At 58.4% G+C, this 19,796-nt stretch carries 20 protein-coding genes and 1 pseudogene; 6 read left to right on the plus strand and 15 right to left on the minus strand.

Annotation, left to right across the window (positions count from 1 at the left end):
- Positions 1-151: 151 nt before the first annotated feature.
- The 3 genes and pseudogenes from FPT12_RS02740 to FPT12_RS02750 form a co-directional block, all read right to left on the minus strand.
- Positions 152-412 (minus strand): annotated as a pseudogene (locus FPT12_RS02740) (transposase); the annotation flags it as partial.
- Between the two features lie 83 nt (positions 413-495).
- Positions 496-1,122, minus strand: a complete 627-nt coding sequence (locus FPT12_RS02745) for a LysE family translocator (RefSeq protein WP_371922472.1) — start codon at positions 1,120-1,122, stop codon at positions 496-498.
- 207 nt (positions 1,123-1,329) lie between these two features.
- Positions 1,330-2,247, minus strand: a complete 918-nt coding sequence (locus FPT12_RS02750) for a LysR substrate-binding domain-containing protein (RefSeq protein ID WP_145014534.1) — start codon at positions 2,245-2,247, stop codon at positions 1,330-1,332.
- Positions 2,248-2,456: 209 nt separating this feature from the next.
- Between FPT12_RS02750 and FPT12_RS02755 the strand changes: the two genes are divergently transcribed.
- From FPT12_RS02755 to FPT12_RS02770, 4 genes are all read left to right on the plus strand, one after another.
- Positions 2,457-3,746 (plus strand): MFS transporter, encoded by a 1,290-nt coding sequence (locus tag FPT12_RS02755; protein ID WP_256676578.1) that lies wholly within the window; start codon positions 2,457-2,459, stop codon positions 3,744-3,746.
- A 34-nt stretch (positions 3,747-3,780) separates the two neighbouring features.
- On the plus strand, positions 3,781-5,037 hold the full coding sequence (locus FPT12_RS02760) for a CaiB/BaiF CoA-transferase family protein (RefSeq protein WP_145014536.1): 1,257 nt from the start codon (positions 3,781-3,783) through the stop codon (positions 5,035-5,037).
- Positions 5,034-5,834, plus strand: a complete 801-nt coding sequence (gene scpB, locus FPT12_RS02765) for a methylmalonyl-CoA decarboxylase (RefSeq protein ID WP_145014537.1) — start codon at positions 5,034-5,036, stop codon at positions 5,832-5,834. The genes FPT12_RS02760 and scpB overlap by 4 nt, the downstream gene beginning before the upstream one ends.
- Positions 5,835-5,993: 159 nt before the next feature.
- Entirely contained in the window at positions 5,994-6,230 is a 237-nt protein-coding gene (locus FPT12_RS02770; RefSeq protein ID WP_145014538.1) for a hypothetical protein, read from the plus strand.
- A gap of 288 nt (positions 6,231-6,518) precedes the next feature.
- Here the strand turns inward: FPT12_RS02770 and FPT12_RS02775 are convergent, their stop codons facing one another.
- From FPT12_RS02775 to FPT12_RS02785, 3 genes are all read right to left on the minus strand, one after another.
- The gene (locus tag FPT12_RS02775; protein WP_145014539.1) at positions 6,519-7,235 is read right to left on the minus strand and encodes a class I SAM-dependent methyltransferase; all 717 of its coding nucleotides are present in this window, start codon (positions 7,233-7,235) and stop codon (positions 6,519-6,521) included.
- 171 nt (positions 7,236-7,406) lie between these two features.
- Entirely contained in the window at positions 7,407-7,898 is a 492-nt protein-coding gene (locus FPT12_RS02780; protein ID WP_145014540.1) for a DUF2269 domain-containing protein, read from the minus strand.
- 2 nt (positions 7,899-7,900) lie between these two features.
- Positions 7,901-9,028, minus strand: a complete 1,128-nt coding sequence (locus FPT12_RS02785) for a saccharopine dehydrogenase family protein (protein WP_145014541.1) — start codon at positions 9,026-9,028, stop codon at positions 7,901-7,903.
- A 205-nt stretch (positions 9,029-9,233) separates the two neighbouring features.
- Here FPT12_RS02785 and FPT12_RS02790 point away from each other — a divergent pair, with 205 nt between their 5' ends.
- Positions 9,234-10,652 (plus strand): M15 family metallopeptidase, encoded by a 1,419-nt coding sequence (locus FPT12_RS02790; protein WP_145014542.1) that lies wholly within the window; start codon positions 9,234-9,236, stop codon positions 10,650-10,652.
- Positions 10,653-10,707: 55 nt separating this feature from the next.
- On the opposite strand, the gene FPT12_RS02795 is transcribed toward FPT12_RS02790, so the two are convergent.
- The 8 genes from FPT12_RS02795 to FPT12_RS02830 form a co-directional block, all read right to left on the minus strand.
- The gene (locus tag FPT12_RS02795; protein ID WP_145014543.1) at positions 10,708-12,153 is read right to left on the minus strand and encodes a SulP family inorganic anion transporter; all 1,446 of its coding nucleotides are present in this window, start codon (positions 12,151-12,153) and stop codon (positions 10,708-10,710) included.
- A gap of 167 nt (positions 12,154-12,320) precedes the next feature.
- Positions 12,321-12,977 carry a VOC family protein gene (locus tag FPT12_RS02800; protein ID WP_145014544.1) on the minus strand — a complete coding sequence of 219 codons (657 nt, stop codon included), beginning with the start codon at positions 12,975-12,977 and terminating at the stop codon, positions 12,321-12,323.
- A 76-nt stretch (positions 12,978-13,053) separates the two neighbouring features.
- Positions 13,054-13,236, minus strand: a complete 183-nt coding sequence (locus FPT12_RS02805) for a DUF1289 domain-containing protein (protein WP_145014545.1) — start codon at positions 13,234-13,236, stop codon at positions 13,054-13,056.
- A gap of 3 nt (positions 13,237-13,239) precedes the next feature.
- Entirely contained in the window at positions 13,240-13,611 is a 372-nt protein-coding gene (locus tag FPT12_RS02810) for a hypothetical protein (protein ID WP_145014546.1), read from the minus strand.
- Positions 13,612-13,693: 82 nt separating this feature from the next.
- Positions 13,694-15,079 (minus strand): ATP-binding protein, encoded by a 1,386-nt coding sequence (locus FPT12_RS02815; protein ID WP_145014547.1) that lies wholly within the window; start codon positions 15,077-15,079, stop codon positions 13,694-13,696.
- A complete protein-coding gene (locus FPT12_RS02820; RefSeq protein ID WP_145014548.1) occupies positions 15,055-15,720 on the minus strand; it encodes a response regulator transcription factor in 666 nt (221 codons plus the stop codon). The genes FPT12_RS02815 and FPT12_RS02820 overlap by 25 nt, the downstream gene beginning before the upstream one ends.
- A 121-nt stretch (positions 15,721-15,841) precedes the next feature.
- Positions 15,842-16,279, minus strand: a complete 438-nt coding sequence (locus FPT12_RS02825) for a hypothetical protein (protein ID WP_145014549.1) — start codon at positions 16,277-16,279, stop codon at positions 15,842-15,844.
- A gap of 29 nt (positions 16,280-16,308) precedes the next feature.
- The gene (locus tag FPT12_RS02830; RefSeq protein ID WP_145014550.1) at positions 16,309-17,076 is read right to left on the minus strand and encodes a hypothetical protein; all 768 of its coding nucleotides are present in this window, start codon (positions 17,074-17,076) and stop codon (positions 16,309-16,311) included.
- A gap of 345 nt (positions 17,077-17,421) precedes the next feature.
- On the opposite strand from FPT12_RS02830, the gene FPT12_RS02835 reads away from it, so the two are divergent.
- On the plus strand, positions 17,422-18,294 hold the full coding sequence (locus FPT12_RS02835; protein ID WP_145014759.1) for an undecaprenyl-diphosphate phosphatase: 873 nt from the start codon (positions 17,422-17,424) through the stop codon (positions 18,292-18,294).
- A 115-nt stretch (positions 18,295-18,409) separates the two neighbouring features.
- Here FPT12_RS02835 and FPT12_RS02840 read toward each other — a convergent pair whose 3' ends face one another.
- Positions 18,410-19,699, minus strand: coding sequence for an MFS transporter (locus FPT12_RS02840; protein ID WP_145014551.1), 1,290 nt, complete (start codon positions 19,697-19,699; stop codon positions 18,410-18,412).
- Positions 19,700-19,796 lie beyond the last annotated feature (97 nt).

The raw sequence follows: 19,796 nt of genomic DNA on the forward strand, positions 1-19,796 counted from the left end.
GAGAGGGCATATTGAGCGCGTTACACCGCCAAGCCACTCTGTTGAAGCCAATAGAAAAAGCGTGGTCAATAAGCAGGTATATCGCCTCGGTAGCGGGTCAAGTCCGCTGCAATGCTGGTGAAAACCAGATGCTGCCTATTTCAAGAGCGGCGTTATGCAATGATCCTGCAAAGAGCCAGTTCTTGCGTCCTGGTGCCCAAGGTCGGATCTGGTTTTCTGCCCAGTTGTTGTCAATGGGTACGGCGCCGTCATCAAGGTAGCGCGACAGCGCTGCACAGCGTTTCAGGCTGTAATCCAGCGCTCTACTGATAGCTGAACCTTCGGGCACTAAATTCCGCTGGACGATCATCCAAGTGTGCAGCATACCCATCACCGGCATGGCTTTTTCTTGCCGTATTCGATGCCGTAATTCCAGGTCTTAAAGTCGTCAGCTTTCATAATCACCGAGGCTCAGCGAGGCTGGAACCTTAGCCCCGCGACGCCAATACACGGATCCTATTTTTGGCTGAGCGCCGCTATCGATACTCCCGAAGCAACGAAGGTGAGTCCTGCCCCTACGTTCAGGCCATTTACCAGCCGTGGCCTCTGACGCAAAAATCGGGACAGTGCAGTGGCAAATACGCCCATAAGTGCGAATCCCACTGCCGTAAGTACGGCGAACCATATGCCATACACCAGCATCTGCACGCTCACTGAGCCGCGCTGTGGATCGACGAATTGCGGGATGAATGCAAGTACGAAAAAACCAGGCTTTGGATTGAGTGCTGCCGAGAGTAATCCCGTGAGGAAAATGCTCGGCAGTGATTGCCGAGTCGCTGGCTGGAAGCTAATCAGGCTACGAGAGCGTAGGACTTTTATGCCAAGCCATAGTAAATAACCGGCGCCGATAAGCTTGACGACCCAGAAGGCAACTGCGGACGTCTGCATAAGCAAAGTCAGTCCCAGCGAAGCGGTTGCCACATGAAATAGAATTCCCGCCCCAGATGCCATGCCCGATACGATAGCGGCTACCCTGCCCTGACTGAGTCCTCGGCCTACGGCCAGCAGATTGTCCGGGCCTGGCGCGAGAACCAATAGCAAGCACGCGGCAGTATAGGCAAGCCAGATATTGATCGGAAACACGGCATTCTCCTTAAGCCTCACCGAGGCATCCATCCTCACGTAGCGCCAAACTCTGCCCGTACCAGGCGGCAAAGTCAAAGCCACTGCATTTGACAATATGTGCTTGCCGAACGGTTACCGAAATACGTTCGTTTTCCCGTAAAGGACACATGCTCTAAGTCGATCACGACTTCAGGTTATTGCCCGAAGCCCACGCAACCGGCCTCATCATTGCCCGTCCGCCCACCCCGGGTGGCGTCCGAACGCCTCGAACAGTTCGAAAATGGTCGCCTTGACCTTTTGCACCGCGTTGCTCTGCACGGCGGTGTCAGGCCAGCACAAAGACAGCTCACGGGTGAACAGCCGATGATCGATCCTGGCGAGCTTGAGCTTATGTTGATCCAGTTCGACATGGGCGGCTGCCCAAGGCAGGATCGTCACGCCCAGTTTTGCCAGGACGGCTGAGAACAACAAGTCCGTGGAGTTGGCTTCGAACTCGACCTCACAGTGCAGACCGGCCTCCTGCAATGCCGACTCGACTCGACTGCGAATCGTGTTCGGGGCACAGGGCAGCACCAGCGGCATTTTCGCCAGGGCGTCGATAGTCACCGGCTCCTCGGGTAACGGAAATTCCGGCCACGCGATCAGGTACAGCGTTTCGGTGAGCAGTCGCTGCGAGATCAGCCCGCGGGTTTCGACCACATCGACATTCACCGCGAGTGCCACCCGCCCGACCGTAATCAGGCCTCCCAGCTCGGCGCTCGGGGCGTCGATCAATTCCAGCTTGATACCCGGATACCGACTGCGGATCGTACGTGCGAGCGGAATCGCCAACATCCGCGCCGTACTCGATGGCATGCCGACCGAGACCTTGCCCTGCGGGAGTTCGGCGTCCTGACGCAGCAGTTCACGGGTGCTGTCGGCTTGGCGCAGCAGTTCGATGGCATGTCGGTACAGCGTCTGCCCGGCCGCGGTGGGCACCACGCCCTGCACGCTGCGCTCGAGCAATTGCGTGTCCATATCCCGTTCCAGATTGCGCATCTGCTGGCTGATCGCGGGCTGCGCGATATGCAGTGCCTCACTGGCGCGGGTGATAGTGCCGCACTCGACCACCTTGATGAAATACCGCAACTGGCGCAGGTCCATGGGGGGCGTCCAAAGCATCTGACTCTATATAGAAATCCGATGAGACCAAAGGAATTTCATATTTGTAGCTTATGAGATGCGCTGCCTAGACTGATTTCACAATAAACGAAGCGCTGACGGCGGCCCCCGCCTCGCAGCGCCTCAATAGGCCTGATCAAGGTCAATGGGAGATCTTAATGTCCAGAGCATTAACCGCATCAGCAACGAGCGTGAAGCCGATCAAAACGCCCCTGACCCGCGAGCAGATTCGCGGCTTCTGGACCGTCTACCTGGGATGGGTGCTGGATGGCGTGGATTCGGTGATCTTCGCCCTGGTGTTGATTCCCGCCCTGACCGAGTTGCTGCCCAACTCGGGCATTACCCCAACCCCCACTAACATCGCCATGTACGGCTCCCTCCTGTTCGGGCTGTTTCTGATCGGCTGGGGTCTGTCGTTTATCTGGGGGCCGCTCGCCGACCGTTTTGGTCGGGTGAAGATGCTGGCCGCCAGCGTTCTGGTGTACTCGCTGTTTACCGGGGCGGCGGCGTTCTCGGAGAACATCTGGCAATTGGCGGCGTTTCGGCTGATCGCCGGGATCGGCGTCGGCGGCGAATGGGCACTGGCCGGCACCTATGTGGCCGAGAGCTGGCCGGAGGACCGGCGCAAGATGGGCGCGGGCTACCTGCAAACCGGCTACTACTTCGGCTTCTTCATTGCCGCGTTGCTGAACTACACCGTCGGCGCAACCTACGGCTGGCGCGTGATGTTTCTGTGCGGCCTCGCACCGGCGGCGGTGGCGATCTACACCGCGTTGAAGGTCAAAGAGCCTGCCCAGACACACAAGGTGGCGCACCCTGTCGCACGCTCCCCCATCACTTCTGCGCGCACCTCTTGGTGGGAAATCTTTGCCCCGGCCTTTCGCCGACGCACGCTGACCAGCTCGGCCCTGGTCGGCGTCGCGATCGTCGGTTTGTGGGCCGGCTCGGTTTACGAAGCAACGGCCGTAGTGACCCTGGCGACCCGCGCCGGCATCGACCACGTTGGCGCCGTGCACCTGGCCTCCATTGGTGCGGCGGTGCTATCGCTCAGCACCATTCTCGGCTGCCTCGTTGCGCCGTGGCTGGCCGAGCGGCTCGGGCGACGGCTTGCGCTGGCCATCTACTTCGCCGGTATGGCGACGTCGATCGTGGTCGCCTTTGGCTGGGTGTTCTACATGGACGACGGCCTGCACCTGTTCATGGTGTCGCTGGTGTTTCTCGGCTTCTTCGGCGGTAACTTCGCGATTTTCTCGCTCTGGCTGCCCGAGCAGTATCCGACCCGGATCCGCGCCACCGCGTTCGCCTTCAATGCCTCGGTCGGCCGTTTCATCGGCGCCGGCGTCAACTTTCTGCTGGCCGCTGCGATCCACTGGCACGGCTCGCTCGGCGCCCCCATCGCCTGGACCGCTGCGGCCTTCGTGGCCGGGATTCTGATCCTGCCGTTTGCCGTCGAAACCCGTGATCAACCATTGCCGCAATAAAACAGCAGCGCTCAAACATTCAGTGGAGAACCGTATGCAAGCTTTGCAAGGCGTGAAGATCGTCGACTTGAGTCGCGCACTGTCGGGGCCGTTCTGCACCATGGTGCTGGCGGACCTCGGCGCCGATGTGATCAAGATCGAGCCCGGCCCGACCGGTGATATGAGCCGGACCTGGGGGCCGTTCGACCGCGGCGTGAGCACCTACTATCTGTCGTGCAATCGCAATAAACGCGGCATCTGCATCGACTTCCGCAACCCCCAGGGCTTGGCCGCAATCCAGCGACTGGTCGATGAGGCCGACGTGGTGATCGAGAACTTCAAACCCGGCACGCTCGATAGCATGGGCCTGAGCTATGAGGTGCTCAGCGCACGCAATCCGCGCCTTATCATGGGCAGCATCAACGCTTTTGGCAGCGACGGGCCGATGAGCAGCTGGCCAGGTTTCGACCAGATCGCCCAGGGTTACTCGGGGCTGATGAGCCTGACGGGATTCGTCGATGGTGATCCGACCCGCACCGGCACGGCCATCGGCGACCTGACCTCGGGCATGTGGCTGGTGACCGCGGTATTGGCCGCCCTGCTGGAGCGCGAACGCAGCGGTTACGGCCAGCACGTCAGCACCTCGTTGCTGGCCAGCCTGGTCGGGTTGTTAAGTGTGCACGGTCAACGCTACCTCAGCCTGGGCGATGTCCCCCGCCGTACGGGCAACGCCCACTCAGTCATTGCGCCTTACGGCGTATTCCAGACGCAGGACGGCCCGCTCAACCTGGCGCCGATCACCTCGGCCATGTGGGGACGTTTATGCACCCTGCTCGATTTACCGACACTGCCGGACGACCCGCGCTTCGCCACCAATGAAGCCCGGGTCGAGCGACGTGACGAGTTGAAAGCTATTCTGGAAAGCCGCTTGAAAACCCGCAGCAAACGCGTGTGGACCGAACTGTTCATCGAGGCTGGTTTACCCGCAGGCCCGATCAATACACTCGACGAAGTGTTCGACGACCCGCAGGTGCTGCATAGCCAGCTGACCCGGACACTCATGCACCCGACACTCGGCGCGCTGCGCCAGGTAGTAACTCCCGTGTTCAGCGCAACCGACGCAACAGAACCTGCGCCCGGTGTCAGCCAGCGACCACCGCCGCTGCTCGGTGAACACACCCTCGAAGTCCTGCGCGAGGCAGGTTTCGACACGGCGTCGATCAACGCGCTGCTGGCCGCGAAAGCCGTGTATCAGGACAGCAGTGATTCGCCAGTAATGGCATCCGGACAATCAACAGGAACCGCACAATGAACCCGACGCAAACCTCTTCCGCCACCGTGACCGTCAACATGGTCGATGAACGAATCGGTCGGCTGGTCTTCAGCAACCCCACCCACCGCAACGCCCTCAGCGCACAACTGCTGAACGCCCTCGACGAAAGCCTCGCCGCACTGGCGTCACAACGCATACCCGTGGTGATACTCGGCAGCGAAGTCGGCCAGCCCGTCTGGAGCGCCGGCCACGACATCCGTGAACTGCAACACGACCACGACCCGGTTGCCTACGGCAAGCCACTCGAAAAAGTCTTGCGCCGCATCCGCGCCTACCCCGGCGTGGTGATCGCCATGATCTCCGGCTCGGTATGGGGTGGCGCGGTCGATCTGGCGATGAGCTGCGACCTGGTGGTCGCGGATCGCAGTGCAAGCTTTTCGATGACGCCGGCAAACATCGGTTTGCCCTACACAACCAGCGGGCTGCTGCGCTTCTTCAACAACCTGCCGATTCACGTGTTGAAGGAAATGTTTTTCTGCGCGCACAAGCTCGATGCAGAACGCGCTGAACACTTCGGTGTGGTGAACCGGCTGGTCGACAGCGACGTGCTGGAAGCCACTGCGCTGGAACTGGCACGCACGGTTGCCGGCAAAGCCCCGCTGGCCAATGCGGCGGTCAAGGAGCAGCTGCGCATCCTCGAAGACCTGCAACCGATGCCCGTCCAGGCGATGGAACAGATCGCAGAACTGCGTCGACAGGCGTGTGAGAGCAACGACTTTGATGAGGGGCTGGCGGCGTTTGCAGAGCGTCGGCCAGCGGTGTTTGGCGGTCAGTAGGACGCTGCGAGGCGGACAATCAAGCTGGTGAACTACGCGCGTCATACCGTTGAATCCCGATGAACATCACGAGAGCCGATATCCATCGGGAACGCCGGTAAAAAATCGAACTCAAGCCATACCGCTGCATCCAATGTATAGGCCAATGGAGGTAGCGATATGAACAACGATGACCGTGTTGACGACGAATCTGAAACGACGTCAAACACCCTTCCCACCGATACGTCTGGCAAACCCGCCAATGTGGTCGAACGAGGTCTTGAGGACAGGAAGAGTGACGCCAAAAATGTAGACGTAACCGTTACGCCCCCTTTAACTCAAGCCCAGGTGCAGGAGGCTGAGGAGCGCAGTCGAAAAATAGCTGAAATAGAACGGAAAGTGGCGGATGGCAATTAGCAGAAGGCTTGACACCACTTGCGATCAGTTTGTAATGGTCCACTCATCCCGGACACGACATTAAGTTTTTTCTCGGCCCGAGCGGGTGCCAGGGCAGTTGCGAAGACCGTCTTTATTCATCATTTGTGTTTTATTTCTCTGACGTGGGCGTTCGCCTCATCACCCTTCCTTCGATGATGGCACGAGCGTCACTCGCCACACGACGTTACCGACGTCGTCCATAATCACGATCCCACGCTCCCGGGGGCGACATGCTCCTGTCGGCCAATAACCGACTATCGGTTCCTTTCAGACAGTTTTGCACGTCACCCAGGCGCCCCAGAAAAGGCTGCTGAAAAAACGAGTAGCGTCTCCGAATCCCGAGTCATGCAGCAGTTTTTGAACTGCCGCCTCGGAGTGTGGAGGGTCAGCGCCTTGAAGGATTTTCCCAAGCTTGACCTTCACTTCATCCGGGCTCGCACCCTGCTGTCGCCACCGTTGCCCCCAGGCAGCAAGCAACATTGGTTGACTGGCATAGGCATATTGATTGCCCGCGACAATCAACGGCGCACCTGGCTTTAGATGAGTCCGAATGGAACGTAGAAGTTGTCGTTTGGCGTCATCTCCAGCGAGATGATGGAGTACACCGATCAGCGTCGCCGCGTCGTATGACGCGTCCGATGGCAGGTCGTCAACCTGACCAAGATGCACGTCCGTTCTCTCAAGTAAGTTGTTTGCCTCTAGCTGCTGCGTCGCGGCCTCGAGCATCGGCTCGGAGGGATCAACGGCAGTGAAGCGCCAACTCGGCTCCAACCTTGCCATTGCAATAATCTCCTGAGCCGTACCGCCTGCGCCAACGACCAGTATTCTCGCCGGGTTTGTGTCACCGAGGATTGCCGCCAGCATGCACGCCGCAAGATCGTGGCAGGCGTCATAGCCTGCCAATGCAATACGGCTCTGTCGTCCGTACTCAGTGGCCCGTGAGGTATCAAATTTTTCAGCTGCGTTCAGAGGCGATGATTTCAAGGCGATTCTCCATGTCCTCAAATCAAGCTACGCCTTGCACAGCGATAATTAAAATTCATTAATTTTATGCCATGCATTCCCATGAGGAATGCAATGTTTGAGTGATTGCTCGTCTGCCCGGGTTGGTTGCGCCGTTTGGTGATAGCCCGCGTCCGGCATTGCCTCACCCTCCTACCCCATCACTTCAATCAAGTCCCTCGGCGTCATCTTCGTCACCATAATCATCACAATCACGAACATTCCCAAAAACCCCAGAACGCCCATCCAGAACCATTTCCTGTAAACGGATCTGTACTCCTCAGCAAGCCCCACGCCCGCCTCAACCGCGCTCAAGGCCATCATGTGCAGCCGCTTCTGAAGCACCAACACAGGAAGCCAGAGTGAGCCCACACACAGGAAGATGATCAGCGACGTCAGAACCCATTCCGTGGTCAGGGGAAGTCCGGCAAGCCTCACCAACAGATAGCCTGTCACGATCTGAATGAAACCTGCCGGTGTGGTAATCCAGGTGTCGAATCGCACGACCATTCTCGCCACATGCGCGATGACTTGAGGATTGGCCGTGCGGCTGGCGGCGATCAAGTAGAGGTAAGACCCCATGCCGAATCCGAACAGGAAAATAGCGGCGATGACGTGGATGTACTTCAGACACAGGTAGAGCATGGTCAGCCCTGCTCGTTGGAGAATTTTACGGACAAGTGCAGATTCACCGGGTCGTTGATCGCCGCCATGTACTCATCAACGGTGATCTCGCCCACGCAAGCTCGGGCACCGGGCTCGGGCGAGTACTCCAGAACGATTTTTGCGGCCAAGGCAACAGCCGCGCAGCTGGGGATTTCCGGCCCCTTGTCATTCATCGCCGTCAGTTGCACCGTCATGGACAGCGGCTTTGCATCAACATCGATGCCCTGGACGTCGATGTACATTGCACTTTTACCATCACCGAATCGCTCGAACCTCCGGCCCCAGCGATGCAATCTTGCAGCCCATGACGCAGGGTCCCGAACCAGCCCCACTCTCATCGCCTGAGCCAGAAGATAGTTGGCCAAACCGCCGAGTTTCAGGCCTGATCCTGCTTTGAAACTCAGGGTTTTGGCACCATAACGCTGGGCGAATATATCGATGTCCGGCACGTCGACATTGGCCAGGACCCGGGTACCCAGTTGTGGCATCTTGCGAAGCGTCAGGTCCTGCCAGCCCAACACTTCATGCACCTGTCCATTCCTGAGTTGCTTGATCGGTTTACCTGCGTAGGCGAGCACGCCTTCGACGGTCGACAGTCCCGGCATCTTTGCCGAAGATGAAATGCCATGGTCGATCGAGTCGATACGTTTGAAGCGATGTCGGTGTTGGTCGATTATTGCCGACGATAAGGTCGGCACCGAACTGCAACCGCTGAGGATAGCCACGCCTGCACGCTTGGCTTGTGCGTCGAGCACGCCGATCCCGGTGACGAAGGTACGGCAGTCAGACAGGTCGCAGTAGTTCACGCCCGCATCGATACAGCCCTGCGCAACGGCATAGGTCTGTCCCTGGAACGGGCCGCCGGTATGGATGACCAACTGAATACCCATCGAGTCCAGGACGGACTTGAATGCAGTGTCCATGGCATCGCCGCACCAGCTTTCACAGGTTGTGCCCGATTGGGCTTTCAGCTCATCGACTTTGCGCAACAACTTCTGTGAGTCGCGCCCCGAAATCACCAGGGATACACCTGGCATCGCAACTAAATGCCGGCAAACGATGCTGCCGAAGTTTCCGTAGCCACCGATTACCATCACCCTGAGCGTCATTCATCTCTTCCCTAAACCATTCGATCTTGTGGCTAACTCGCCCTGAACATGGACTGGCGCGGAGCTTCGCTGATATCAGATGGCCAGGCAAGCGGCAATGCCATCTACCCAACAAGGCAACTCACCCCGCTAACCCTGATTGAGAAAAAAGGGTACAACCATTAGCCTGCTCTGGATTGAAAACCGGCACCTTTGGAGGCATCGCATGCGCCTGCTGTGCAGAATCAAACCGCTGTGCTTCTCGATGCTAGCCGTTATCGCGCCCTGCCTGGCGAGCGCCGAGCCAAGACCCGAGCATATGGTCTATTTACGGGCGATTGATCCGGGTATCGAGCAAGACATCCGCTATGCCAGCGCCCACAACTTCACCGGACACCCGCTCGACGGCTACGAAGCTGCAGAGTGTCTGTTGTCGCTGGACGCCGCCAAGGCCCTTGCCCGGGTACAAACGGCGTTGCGCACTCAAGGCTACGGTTTGAAGGTATTTGACTGTTATCGGCCCAGCCGTGCGGTTGCCGACATGGGACGCTTTGCGACGCAACCGGGTGACCCGCGCAAGGCCGAGTTCTATCCGCGCGTGGACAAGCAAGACTTCTGGCGTCTGGGCTATGTGGCCCGGGTTTCGAATCACTCCAAGGGCGGCACGGTGGATTTGACGCTGACGGGGCCAGAGGCTCTGCCCGCTCAGACATGGAGTCCCTCGGCCGTGCAAGTCGACTGCGCCGCTCCCTATGTGCAGCGTTGGCATGATGGTGCCGTCGACATGGGAACAGGGTTCGATTGCTTCGATGAGCGAGCGCATACCGACAGTTCAACGATCAACGCGACCGCCAGAGCGAATCGCCAGCGGCTCGGCAACGCCATGCAAAAAGAGGGATTTTCCGGGTACTCGAAAGAATGGTGGCACTTCACCTACACCGGGAACGATGCGCTGAAGAACGTCATGGATTTCCCTATTACGCCTCAAGCGCTGGACACCAGTAATCAGCTGATTGTGGTCACGACAAAAAACTGGACCGATGTCCAGGGGACCGCCCAACGCTACAAGCGGCAAGGGAAAACGTTTCAGAAATACGGGGCGCCGTTTCCGGTGGTTGTCGGCAAAAGCGGGCTGGCCTGGGGCAAGGGTCTCGGTGTCGTTGACCAGCGCGAAGGACCGGTCAAACGTGAAGGCGACGGGAAAGCGCCTGCCGGCCTGTTCAAACTGGGCACAGCTTTTGGATACGACAGCACGGCCGATACCAGGCTGCCTTACCTTCCGCTGACATCGACCACCGAATGCGTGGATGACAGCCACTCCAAACGCTATAACGAGCTTGTCGACGGGTCGACGATTGCCAGGGACTGGAACAGCTCCGAACACATGCGTCGCGATGACGACATGTATCGACAAGGCATTGTCATCGAGCACAACACGCCGGCGTCCGCCGACGCGGGCTCGTGCATTTTCTTCCACATCTGGCGAGCCCCCACCTCCCCGACGCTTGGCTGCACAGCCATGGACCCGGCAGATATTGCTCGCTTGTTCAGCTGGCTGGATCCGCGTCAGTCGCCCCTACTGGTTCAACTGCCCGAAGCGGAGTACGAGCACTTTCGCGAACGCTGGAACCTTCCCCAGCGTTGATCCCGCTGACTCAAGCAACCTTGAGTGATACCCAGCCTGTTCGCATGCACTGACCTCAGTCGTGCTGCACGCCAGCGCGCTTGAGCATTTTCTTGCAGCGTTCGGACAAGTGATACACCCGCAACTGTTTGCCGGTCTTGACGTAGCGCTCACGCAGCGTCCTCAGCGCGGCGATGGCCGAGTAGTCGACAAAGCTCAGGTGACGACAATCGAGGGTTACCTGAGGCGGGTCGTTGGCGGGGTCGAACTGGTTGAGGAACGGTGCAGTAGAGGCGAAGAATAGCGTGCCATGCAGGCGGTAGAGCTTGCTGCCGTCAGCTTCCAGGTAACTGTCGGCGTATAGCTCGCGGGCCTGCTGCCAGGCGAAGTTCAGCGCGGCAATGACAATCCCGCAGAGCACAGCGATGGCCAGATCGGTGAACACCGTGATGATCGTTACGGCAATGACCACCAATACGTCGTTCAACGGTACCTTGTTGAGCACCCGCAGCGAGGCCCAGGCGAAGGTCTGCTGCGCCACGACGAACATCACCCCGACCAGTGCCGCCAGCGGGATGCGCTCGATCAGCGGCGAAAGGAACAGGATGAACAGCAAGATCATCACTCCCGCGACCACACCGGAGAGTCGGCCGCGGCCGCTGGAACTGAGATTGATCACGGTTTGACCGATCATGGCGCATCCGCCCATCCCACCGAACAGACCGGAGACCATATTGGCCGCGCCCAGTGCCACGCATTCACGATCCGGGTAGCCACGGCTCTCGGTGATCTCGTCGGTAAGGTTCAGCGTCAAAAGGGTTTCCAACAGCCCGACCAGGGCCATCAACACCGCATAAGGGGCGATAATCCACAGGGTTTCCAGGTTCCAGGGCACTTGAGGCAAGGCCAGGCCAGGCAGACCGCCGGCAATGTGCGCCATGTCGCCAAGGGTGCGAGTCGGCAAGCCGAGAAGGTAGACCGCCAGACCGACGCCAAGAATCGCCACCAACGCCGGTGGCACAGCTCGGGTCACGCGCGGTAACACGTAGACGATGGCCATCGTCAGCGCCACCAGCCCGATCATCAGATACAGTGCTGTACCGCTCAGCCAGGTCCCGCCACTCTTGAAATGCTCCAGCTGGGCCAAGGCGATGACAATCGCCAGGCCATTGACGAAACCGAGCATTACCGGGTACGGCACCATGCGCACTAGCTTGCCCAGCCGTAGCAGACCGAACGCCATCATCAACAGTCCACCCATCAACACCGTGGCGAGCAGATACTGCACGCCGTGCTGCACGACCAACGCGATAATCACCACGGCCATCGATCCGGCAGCACCGGAAATCATCCCCGGCCGGCCTCCGAACAGGGCAGTCAGGGTGCAGATGATGAAGGCTCCGTACAACCCCATCAGCGGATTCAGGTGCGCAACCAGGGCGAAGGCGATGCATTCGGGCAGCAGAGCAAAAGAGGTGGTGAGTCCGGCCAGGGCATCAGCGCGCAGACGTTTGGATTTCATGACTTACCTAAAATACAGGCCGACGGAGCAGACCGCAGGGCATGGTGGGACAAAGGGTTGCGGATATTACGGAATTGAAGGCGGCCCGGCCAGCAACCGGGTAATCCCCCCTGCGTGATCGTCTGTTTTTAGCTTTTTTTGCTTTCGAGCATCTGTTTCAGGCCGAACTACCAGTTCATGATCATCGGCATCCCCGGACGAAAATCGTGCGTCTGGCCGCTCGCCCCATGATCAATCTCCACTATGAGCAGATGCTCATGACCCTGAACAATTGCAAACCCTTCCAGCTGGTTTGCACATTGCGCAGCGCTAGAAAAAGCCTGGTTGTCGGGAGTGATCACTCGCACCGATGTAATGTCGCGAAAACCATTGGGATGCTCGAACGGCTGCGCTCGCTCAATCGGAGCCTCATCGGGTCTCTTGGCAAACGAAAGAAAAAACCACATCGGTTCGGATACAGGCGCATGTCCCACGTCGACGCTCAGGGCCGCGGGTAAGTAAACAGGTCGATACTCCCAGACTGGAAATAGCGGCTTCTCCCCTACTGTGGAAGGCCTGAAGCAAACACCAAAGGGCGCGGCGACTCCCTCTGTGCACGTGAGGCGGTCAAAGAGTCGGGTTGGCGCCGTTAACTGACTTCGAGCTTCTGACTCATCCGTGAGATATAGAAGCTCAATGAAAGCGTTTCTGAAGAAGAACCGTCTATTGGCAGTGCCTTGACCTGGGTGGACGTTTGGCGTCCCTTCGACAAGCCCGAGGGTTTTCAGAGATTCAGCACCTCGACCGTCATGATTCACACAAATAAAAACATGATCCATTTCCATCGTTAACTCCCTTTAACGTCGTGATTTGACTGCTTGGTTACTCAGCAACGACTCAACAATTTTACTCGCCAGCGGCTCACCCGTTATTTTTTTTCAGGCTTTGCAGGCGCAGGTTCGCGCGTTGCACGGCGGCCATTTTTTCCGGGCGCTTCATGCGCTTCCATTTCCTGATGTCCTCCTTGATGCGCCCACAACTCACACACAGCTCACCGCGCAGCTGACAAACGGCAATACACGGGTTTTCGATATCCTTGGCCATGGTTCAATCCCGAGTCGAGCGCTGGCGCGCCAAGCGTTGCTGCCCGTTTCCGGCATGGGCGCGCTGATACTGTTCTTCGGTGTCAAATTGCACATGAGCCGAGACCGGGCTGACGAGAATATCCGCTTCACTTAACGCCACGGCCGTCAGTTCAACCATGCGTTCAGCTTGCCCGACGGCCAGGGCCTGGCGCTTGTTGGCCAGTGTGTCGAAGACCCAGGTCACCCTCAGGCTTGCCGGGAACGCGGTGTAATCCACCTCGTGGGTCAACCAGACGAACCCGACGATTTCCGCTTTGGCCGTCTCACACGCCTCGGTCAGGGTAACCACCAGGCGACGCTCGATTCGCGCCTGATCGCGTTTGGTTAAAAGCATGGATTGATCCTTGAATGAGTATCCAGAGCCGGCCGAAGAATGCTCGGCCGGCGATGTGTTCTTTTCACAAATGAATCTGCGCCTACAGATGAGCGGCAGGGGAAACACTGCGGGAAATCAATGACGGTAACCATACCGAAACACACAACCCGCGTCTTGCCGCCTCATCGCCAAACCCCAGACGGATCTGTGCCCCGTTGCGATCCGCTACCGCCTTGACGATGGACAACCCCAGCCCGGACCCGACCTCATGGTTCCCGAGGCTGCGATAAAACGGGTCGAACACACGTTCCCGTTCCTCGGCCGCAATCCCCGGGCCGGAGTCCCTGACCTGCAACAGCGCTCCGCCCTCCTCCATGCGCACCGAAAGATCTACCCGCCCGCCTGCAGGCGTATAGCGAATGGCGTTATCGACCAGGTTCTTGACCATGGCGAGCAGGTCGCGTTCGTTGATCAGCACCTGCACATCCGGTTCATCCTCGACACCGATGTCGATATGCTTGGCCTCGGCCAGCGGCAGCAGGTCCTCCAACACGCGCCGATAGACGCCATGCACGGAAACCGGCGTTGCAGGCAGCGTCGAGTTCGATTGTGCGGTGGCCAGTGCCAACAGTTGATCAATCAGATTTTTGCCGCGCTCGATCCCTCGCCGCAATGCAAACAGACGCTCCCGGGCCAATGTCGACATGTCTGCGACGGCCAGGCGTTCGGCTTGCAGCGACAGGGCCGTCAACGGTGATCGGAGTTCGTGGGCGGCATCGGCGACGAAGCGCCGCTGGGTCTCCATCGACTGAGCCACACGGGTGAGCAATCGATTTATGGCCAGCACGAAGGGGCGGATCTCGGCGGGCAAATGGTTCTCGTCGATGGGGTGCAGTTCCTGCTCGCCGCGCTGGTCGATTTCAGACGCCAGTACCGCGATCGGCCGAAACAGCTTGTGCACCAGATCGGCAACCACCAGTAACAGCACGGGAAACAGGATGAGAAACGGCAACAGGCCGCGCCAGGCGCTCTCGCGGGCGTCCTTGTCGCGGGCGCCGGTTTCCTGCGCAACGGCTATGCGCTCACCATTGGTCAGGGTCTTGACCAGCACACGAAACGGCTCGCCACCGACCACCAGCGTCGACAGGCCGTCGGCCAGCGTTGTCGGCAGTGGCAGCGGTGCGCCAGCCTCCACATTGCCCGACACCTTGTTGCCATCGTTCAGGTACTGAACGGTGACCCGGGATTCTTCATCGTCTCCCTCGATGCCCTTGCCTTGCGTCGGATAGGTCAGCGTCATCTGCTGGCGCTCGAACAACACCGCCACCTGGTGCAGGGTGTTGTCCTGCATTTCCAGGGCTTCATCGAATGCCGAGACGAAGGCGAAAATACCAGCCACGATAGCGACGATCAGAATGGCCAGCGTCAGCGAAACGGAGAGCCTGACCTGGACCGACTCGCTCAGTCGCCTTTTGAAACCATCCATCCCATACCCCTGACATTCTTGATGACGTGGCTACCCAGCTTGCGACGCAGAGCATGGATCAGAAACTCCACTGCGTTGCTTTCCACTTCATTGCCCCAGCCGTAGATACGGTCTTCGAGCTCGCTGCGCGAAAGAATAGCCCCCGGCCTGATCAACAGTGCCTGCAGTAGCGAGAACTCGCGGTTGGAGAGCTGGACGTCAGGATTGTCGATGGTGCTGGCTTGTTTCGAGATCGGGTCCAGCGACACCACGCCGTTGCTGAAAACGGGCAGCGCGCTACCCCCTTTGCGGCGCAGAACGGCACGCATGCGCGCCAGCAATTCCGCCATTTCAAAGGGTTTGAGCAGGTAGTCGTCAGCACCACCATCGAGACCGCGCAAGCGATCGTCGAGGCTGTCGCGGGCCGTGATGATCAGCAGCGGAACGCCGTTGTTGCGGCCACGGATGCTGCTCAATACCGCAAGGCCGTCCTTGCCGGGCAGGCCGAGGTCAAGCAGCACCAGGTCATAATGTTGAGTGTCCAGCGCAGTCAGGGCGGTCAGACCATCCGTGACCCAGTCGGCGGCGTAACTGGCATCCCTCAGTGCGCCCTGGATCGCGTCTCCGATCATCGGGTCGTCTTCAACCAGTAATATCCGCATGTCCCTCTCCGGTGAATGAGTGAGGCTCGATACTCACGCGGGTATACCAGCGCGAGTGTCGAGCCTGCATTGAATCACCTGTTCAAGCGTGCGCGAAGCGATTTATGGGCATTGAAAGCTGTCAGCTTTTTCCTTGCAGCGAATTGAAGGTTTTCAGCAAATCATCCATTGCCGCCTTGCAGTCGCTCTGTTTCGGGGTGCTGGCGCGCAAGGCCTCAAGTGCAGTGTCGATGGACTTGTCCAGGACATGCCAGTCGCTGGCAGCACGCGGTTTGATGCCGGCTTCCGCGGAGTCCCAGGACAACTCCAGGTCCTTGATTCGAGTTTTCGCACCCGGCAGGTCGTTTTTATTCACCAGATCGGCGACGCTGGCCGCAATACCCTGGAACGCCGACAGGTCGCCGAGTTTAGAGGCCAAGCTCTGCTGAACGCTGGCCGCACCCGAAGTAGCGCTCGTTTTAGGGGCGTCAGCGGGTTTCGAACACCCCGCGGCCAGGCCGAACACGACGATGGCGGAAAGGACGGCGGCTTTACGAATGGCAGTTTTAACGGAGACCATGATGATTCCTTGATAGGCTTTTGAACGGATTATTCAGTGACGAGTTTGCGATTGCCGACGCTCATCTGTGCGACGGCGACCAGAATCAGGATCACGCTGAGGAAAATCGCGCTGGTCCACATGGCGCCCATGCCGAGACCGCCATAGGTCTTGGCTTGCGTCAGCAAGTCTCCCAGGGAGGCGCCGAAAGGACGGGTCAGGATGTAGGCGATCCAGAAGGTCAGGACCGTATTGCCGCCCAGGCGCCAGGCGGCGAACGTCACGGCGATCAACGCGCCGAAAATCACCGCGCCCAGTGTGAAGCCAAGCCCCAGCGCCTCGGTGGCGAGGTCGCCGGCCGCGGTGCCCAGCGCAAAGGTACAGAGCACTGTCGCCCAATAGAACAGTTCCCGGCGCGGTGTGACGATTTCAGTGATCGAGAGGCTGCGCTCCAACCCGTACCAGATCATGAAATTGATCGCCAGCAGCACCGAAAATACCGCCGTGCTGGCATACAGACTGATGCCCATTTTGTCAGTGAGCACGTCGGTAATCTGCGTTCCGACGACGCTCACCAGCACCACCGTCAGCCAATAAATCCAAGGGGTGTAGGCGCGTGTACGAAGTTGGCCGAACAGTGCAATCGCCAACAGCACGGCCATGCCGATACTGGTCACACCCTGCCCCAACCCGGCATCGACAGCGAGAAAGTCAGCGCCGGTTTCACCCACGGTAGTGGACATGATCTTGATGACCCAGAACGACAGGGTCACCTCGGGGACTTTATTGAGCCAGTCAGCTTTCGTAAGCGGCTTCATGTGGATGCTTCTCCTTGACAGCGCAGCAATTGGCGCAAGGGAGAGACTACGCAGGCAAACTTAGCTGGAACTGAGGAACCTCGATTGTCGGTCATGAAGCGAACATAAAATCCCGGCCGGGCCTGTACACATGGGCTTCGCGGGCGCTCCTGGCTAAAAAAATCATCTCAACAGTCTGTAGCAAACAGTTACAAATAAGGCCATTATTCCGCTCGCGGTCACCATGAACTACCCTCTGACAGAGCGGTTCAGTCCAGGATCATTTGCCCACTGCCGAGACTTTCCGAGCGTCGTACCGTGTTTTCGGGGGTAGTGGGAAAGCCTTACTTCTTAAGGAACGTAATTTTGACAAACGTCTGTACCAGCAGCCTTGATATCGGCTTTGCTTCTCTGGATTACCTGCAAATTGGCATCCTGGGGATCATTCAAGGCATCACCGAGCTATTACCCATTTCATCCACTGCGCACATGCGAATCGTACCCGCCCTGCTCGGCTGGCCCGATCCCGGCTCAGCGTTTTCCGCTGCGATGCAATTGGCCGCACTGGCCGCGGTCGTCAGCTATTTCTGGCGTGATGTACGGGAAGTCGTCGCTGGCAGCATAGGTGCCGTGCGACAGCGTGACTTCAACAACCAATCGTTCAAGCTGGCTGTTGCGATTGTGCTGGCGACCATCCCGATCGGCATTGCGGGCCTGGCCTTGTCCTCGCTGCTCAATACGTGCAACTCACCCTTGAGAGGCCTGATGGTGATTGGCATCTCATGCCTGGTGATGGCCGTTCTGCTGGCCGCGGCCGAGCTCAGCTGCCGCCATCAGCGCGTCGTGGGACAGATGCGCCTGCGGGATGCATTGATCGTCGGTATTGCACAAGTTGGCGCGCTGATCCCCGGTGTTTCCCGCTCAGGCTCAACACTCACCGCCGCGCTCTTTCTTAACTTCAAACGTGAAGAAGCCGCGCGGTTCTCATTCCTGCTTGGGCTGCCCGCTATCGCGCTGGCCGGCTTGAAAGAGCTCTGGGTGCTGTATCACGCGCATATCCCGGCGGAAGCGTGGTCGCACCTGATGTTCGGATTGGTGATCGCCAGCGTGTCGGCGTTTTGCGCCATCTGGGGCCTGATGAAATTCCTCGAAAGGTTTTCCACCTGGCCTTTCGTTATTTACCGTGCGGTATTGGGTATTTTCCTGATTGTCGCGGTCAGTACCGGGCTGTTGAGCTAAACCACGTTCAAACGCTGATAGAGCCCGGCCCAGTGCCGGGCTTTTTATTGTCTTAAATAATCTTATATAAACAGAGTGCTTATGATAAAAATTTAAGCTCATCTTGGCTCCGCCCCTATTGGGCGTGTTCAAGCCTCTTGAAACAAAGCAACCCGATCATGCTGACAAAAGCGAAAACAAGCCAACCCATGCTGATCGGCGTCCATCCCGCGCCCATACTGCCCAGATAGTTTCCCAAGGCTCCGCCTATTGCCCAAGAGACTGCTGACGCGCCGAAATAGCTTCCAGCGTTGCTCTCGGTCGTCAGTTCAGCGAGAGCGATGTTCGACGCAGGCAAGATGAGGCTTTCGCCGAACGTGAAAACTAAAGCGATGACAACGAGGATCACCAGAGACTGTTGCGAGTTCCATTCGCCTGGGAAAATGAGCGCTGCCAGTACGAAACAGGCGAGCAGCGCGAGATGACCGATTGACATCAGGGATTGCCACCTTGCCTGTTGAAACCATCGCATCCCCAGAAGCGCAGTCAAGACACCGAACAAAGCGTTCGCGATGTAGAACGGTCGCACACCGTTATACCCTGACGCTCCCTGAGCGAAAGTCAGTGGGATGAACACATAAATTTGCGTGTACACAGTCCAGAACGGGATAAGTGCGATGCAGAGTCTTCGAAATTTCCTGTCATGGAAAACCTCAAAAAGCGCAGAGACAACACGCTTCGGTCTTTCATCCATGCGCGTCCGTACAGCCGCGAACGGTGCCACCAAAGCCAACGCAGCGAAGATATAACCGCTTACCTCAAATGGAAAAGCACCGCCATGGGCAGGCAGTAAGAACAGCACTGTTGGCCCGACCAGCGCCCCCAGGTTAAGTACAAGATTATTCAAAACGAATACACGCGAACGAATATCTGTTTTGAGGGTACCGAACACGGAGTATGCGGTCGTTTCATAGAGGGCTGCGCCGAATCCACTCAAGAATGCACATGCGGCCAACGCGGGGAAATCGAGAACATGGCCCAAACCGATGAACCCCATAGCACGGCACACCAGACCCAACGAAACCAGTACTCTGCTATTAAATCGGTCGGTAGCAGATCCTAGAACAAGCGGCAACAGCCGACTCGACAGCAGGCTCACGGTGAGTACGCTCGCGACGTCGCCGGCGCTCAAGCGGCGCTCGACGCTCAGAAAGGCAGCCAGCAGCGGAAAAGACCCGAACACCGAGAGATTAACGAGAAACTGCAGAAAGAGCAGGACCGTTGTTGCTAAGCCGACGCCGCCCGTCAATCGATCAAAAAGCGGCGAAGCCCGGCGAACCTTCATTGATTGCCTGGCGTCATTCGCAGACCGAACGCTTCGCAAATCGAGTTTATTTCCCAATGCGCGGTGATCAAAATCGTCCATCCTTCTCTCCCTGATGTTTTATGGACCGGAAGGACGAAGAGCACAAAAAAGGCCCCGTCCGTTTCCGGCGGGGCCTTTCGGTTAAATTGTGGCAAGT

The sequence above is a fragment of the Pseudomonas sp. H3(2019) genome (assembly GCF_007713465.1).
Classification (GTDB): Bacteria; Pseudomonadota; Gammaproteobacteria; order Pseudomonadales; family Pseudomonadaceae; genus Aquipseudomonas.